3 protein-coding genes are annotated in these 4,169 nt (G+C 57.3%); all 3 read left to right on the forward strand.

Annotation, left to right across the window (positions count from 1 at the left end; all coding sequences use genetic code 11):
- On the forward strand, window positions 1-328 hold a 328-nt coding region (locus tag OCGS_RS09230; protein ID WP_040610858.1), incomplete at its 5' end, for a DNA cytosine methyltransferase.
- Between the two features lie 85 nt (window positions 329-413).
- Window positions 414-1,904: an ATP-binding protein gene (locus OCGS_RS09235; protein WP_007426977.1), complete on the forward strand. Its 1,491-nt coding sequence runs from the start codon at window positions 414-416 to the stop codon at window positions 1,902-1,904.
- Window positions 1,894-4,095 carry a Z1 domain-containing protein gene (locus OCGS_RS09240; protein WP_052026163.1) on the forward strand — a complete coding sequence of 734 codons (2,202 nt, stop codon included), beginning with the start codon at window positions 1,894-1,896 and terminating at the stop codon, window positions 4,093-4,095. The genes OCGS_RS09235 and OCGS_RS09240 overlap by 11 nt, the downstream gene beginning before the upstream one ends.
- Window positions 4,096-4,169: the final 74 nt, after the last annotated feature.

Consider the following 4,169-nt stretch of genomic DNA (forward strand, 5'->3'; position numbering starts at 1 on the left):
AGGCGCGGAGCGCAGTATCTGGAAACATATCATCCAGTTCCGCGCAAGTGGCATTCGAGTGAAAAAAGAAGATACTGCACCGTCGCTTATCGCCATGACAACGAGCCAAGTCCCCATCATCGCGTGGCAGAAGCGCTATATGACCCCGCGCGAGTGCAGCCGTTTGCAAAGCATGGGCGGCCTAACCCATTTGCCCGACACCAAGAACGGCGCTTACAAGGCGTTCGGAAATGCCGTCAATGTCGATGTGGTTGGCAATATCTATGATGCTCTCGTGAGCAAAGTTGGCACGGAGGGCGCGGTTCACGCAGCCGTGGCGGCTGAATAATGGCGCAACTGAATTCCGTTAACATCCGCCCAGGCGTCAATGTCCTCTCGGTCCTGCCGCACCTGAACTCAAGGCTTGGTACGCCTTGGCTGAGTTTGTCGACAACGCCATCCAGAGCAGCCTGGACCGACAGCGGGAACTCAGGGCGACCGATGGGGTCGATTACCGCCTGCACGTCGATATCCGATTCGAACCGAAGGAGAACTGCATCACGATCCGCGACAACGCGGCGGGAATCGCAGCATCCGATTATCAGCGCGCCTTCCGCCCCGCTGAAATCCCACCCGACGCGTCAGGCCTCTCTGAATTCGGCATGGGGATGAAGAGCGCGGCGTGCTGGTTCGCGCCAAACTGGACTGTCCGGACCACCGCGCTTGGCGAAAACATCGAGCGCACAGTCATCTTCGACATCGACAAGATCGTCGAAGACAGTACTGAAGAACTGCATGTCATCTCAACGCAGGTCTCCGCAAACAAACACTATACCGAAATCCGCCTCGACAATATCCGCCGGTTCCCGCGCACAAAGACTGTTCAGAAGATCAAAGACCATCTTTCTAGTATCTATCGGATTTTCATTCGAGATGGGTCGATGCTTCTGACCATCGATGGCGAACCCCTCGTGTATAAAGACCCGGACATCTTGGTTGCACCGAGCTACCGGGATCCCGACGGGCCTGCGATAACCTGGAAGAAAGAAATCGCCATCGATTTGGGAGACGGTCGCGCCGCTACGGGCTTTGTCGCGATCCGTGAACCCGCCAGTACGCGCCTTGCGGGCTTGGCGCTTTTCCGGCGCAAGCGCCTGATCATGGGCAGCTTCGACGAGACCTATCGGCCCGAAGACATTTTCGGACGGTCTAACAGCTTCGCCTTCCAGCGCATTTTCGGCGAAATCCACCTCAAGGGTTTCAACGTCAGCCACACGAAGGACGGGATCAAGTGGGAGGAGGCTGAGGAAACCTTCCTGAAAGAACTCCGCGATGAACTGTCGGGGGAAGCGTTCCCGTTGCTCCAGCAAGTCCGCGAGCATCGAAGCAAGAAGGACGCGAAGGCCACACGCAAGGACGCCGCCGCTGCGCTCAAATCGATGGCCGAGAGGCTGAACAATCAAAGCCTGACGTCGCAGACGCGTGCCGGAAGCCAGGATCAGGCTGATCTGCCACTCTCTGATCCAGAGCCTGATGAAAGCGAGCCGCTTCCCGATTTGCCGGATGCAGAAAATGAGCATGTCCGTTTTCGCATGCGGTTTCGGAGCGAGGACTGGGTCGTCGCCGTAGAACTGTCCTATGCCGACAACGGGGCGGACTGGCTGGATATTCGCAATCGTCCATCCATCACTGACCCGGAGCCGCGCCAGATCACTATTCGGCTGGCCATGCTCCATCCCTTCATGGCTCAATTTCCAACGCTCGATTCCGAAAGCTTTACCGCCGTCCTGAATATTGCCGCCGCGATGGCGCTTGCCGAAGTCGAGGCCGGGGAGCTCGCGGACCGGAACCCCTCCGCTATTCGCCGTTTCACAAATGAAATTCTCAGAAACCAAATGTCCAAGAGGTTGTCCGATGGCGAATGATCCCCGAACGATCACAGTCGCGCCGGCCCGCGCAGACGCAGATGGCGGTTGGTCGCCCACCCAGGGGGCTGCGTTCACTGATTTGCTGAACGCCAACGCAGCCTTGTCGGATGACGAGAAAGAACGGCTTGTTCAGGAAACCGTCTCCATCATGAGCGATTGCGTCCCGCCCGAGGCAGCGGACGCCGTGAATACCGGACTCGTGATCGGCTATGTCCAGAGCGGCAAGACCTTGTCGTTCACGAGCCTTGCTGCCCTCGCACGGGACAATCGATTTCGGCTGGTGATCCTGCTTGCAGGGACCACCAACAACCTCGTCGAACAGAGCTTTGACCGCCTGAAGGGCGATCTGGATACCGCAGGCACCCGTGAGTGGAATGTGTTCACGACACAACAGAAGGCGTTCCAACAAAGCGAAGTGGAGCGCGTGAATACCGAACTTGCTCGCTGGCGCCGCGGTAGCCCCCGCGCACGGACGATCATGATCGTCTCGATGAAGCAACACCAACACCTGGACAACCTCGCCAGACTTCTTGGTGGATCTGATTTTTCCGACGTGCCGACGCTGATAATCGACGATGAGGGCGATCAAGCCGGCATGAACACCAAGGCCAAGCAAGACGACGAGAGCACGACCTATTCGCGGATCAAGGCGCTGCGCGCCTTGTTTCCGCATCACAGCTATATCCTCTATACGGCAACGCCCCAGGCACCGCTCCTGATCAGCCGCATTGATGCGCTCTCGCCTGATTTTGGGCGCGTCCTGACGCCCGGCACGCATTATGTCGGCGGGCAAGAATTCTTTGTCGATGGAGCGGACAAATACGTCAAACTGATTCCATTGAGTGAAGTGCCCGATAAGAACGATCCGCCACATGAAGCACCGGAGAGTCTGCGCGCAGCACTTAGAGACTTCTTTATCGGCGTTGCGATTGGCTTGCTCGAAGATGAGTTTCAGAGGGGGCGAAACCGTTCAATGATGATCCATCCCGCCGTCGCCAAAGACGAACACTTGATGTTCAAGCGATGGACGCAGCAGATTAAGGATCATTGGTCTGCGGTCCTGCAAGACCGCACCCATCCTGACAATGCGAGGCTTCTGGACGAGTTTCGCAAGTCCGCAGACGGCATCTTCAAGACCTACGACACGTCCCTGACCTTTGAGGATATCGCCCCGATCCTGTTCGAAGCGATGGAAGAAACCGCCGTTGCCGAACTCAATACTCGTGAGAAAAGCCGCATCGCCCCCGTCGATTGGGCAGGTGAATACAGCTGGATTCTGATCGGCGGCATTGGCCTTGATCGGGGTTTCACTGTTGAGGGCTTGACAGTCAGTTACATGCCTCGATCAACGGGCGTCGGCAACGCGGACAACATCCAGCAGCGCGCCCGCTTTTTCGGCTACAAAAAGCGATATCTGGGGCTTTGCCGCATCTATCTGACCAGCGCGAACACCGACGCCTTTACTGACTATGTGAAGCACGAGGAATCCGTTCGCGGCTCTATCCGCAAGCATCTCGAAGATGGCGGGAGCCTGAAAGATTGGCGTCGCACTTACTTCCTGGATCAGAAGCTCAAACCCACACGGTCCTCGGTCATCTTGCTGGAGATGTATCAGTCTAAGGGCCAAGGCGGCTGGATCGTTCCCGATCATCCCTTTGATGACAGCGAAACAGTGGCCGAAAACCGGGAAATCGTCGAACAGATTCTCGGGTCATTCGATTTTGCGCCTTATGCGGAAGACGGCTGGAACGACAAACAGATCGTGCCCGCCTTCAGCGATACGCTTGCCCTCGCCGACATTCTCCCGATGATCGGCCAGTTCCGCTATCGCTGGCCTGACGACAACCTCCGGCACAGCGCACTAATGCTTGGGCTGGAACGCATGGTCTCCGAAGAACCGGCTATGACATGCAGCTTCTATGCCCTTTCCGGGCCATGGTCGGGCGTAGACTACAAGCGGACACTGACCGAAAAATCACCACCAAAGGTCAAGCAGCTTTGGCAGGGCGCGAACGCTCCGACCAATTACCCCGGCGCGCGCGCATTGGTGTCTTCTGAAACAGTGACCTTCCAACTCCATCGCTACGATATCCAGACCGCTGACAAAAAGCGCACGGTGCGCGACGTTCCAATCCTCGCTGTCCACATTCCCGATCCGTTGATGGAGCGTGTCTGGGTTGAACGGTGAGAACCCATGCTGACCGATCTGTACCCGACGCTTTGCCAAACGATCCCCGAGGATGGCGCGGCGCTCTTCGGAAT

Origin of the sequence: Oceaniovalibus guishaninsula JLT2003 (assembly GCF_000299575.1) — a bacterium.
Lineage (GTDB): Bacteria > Pseudomonadota > Alphaproteobacteria > Rhodobacterales > Rhodobacteraceae > Palleronia > Palleronia guishaninsula.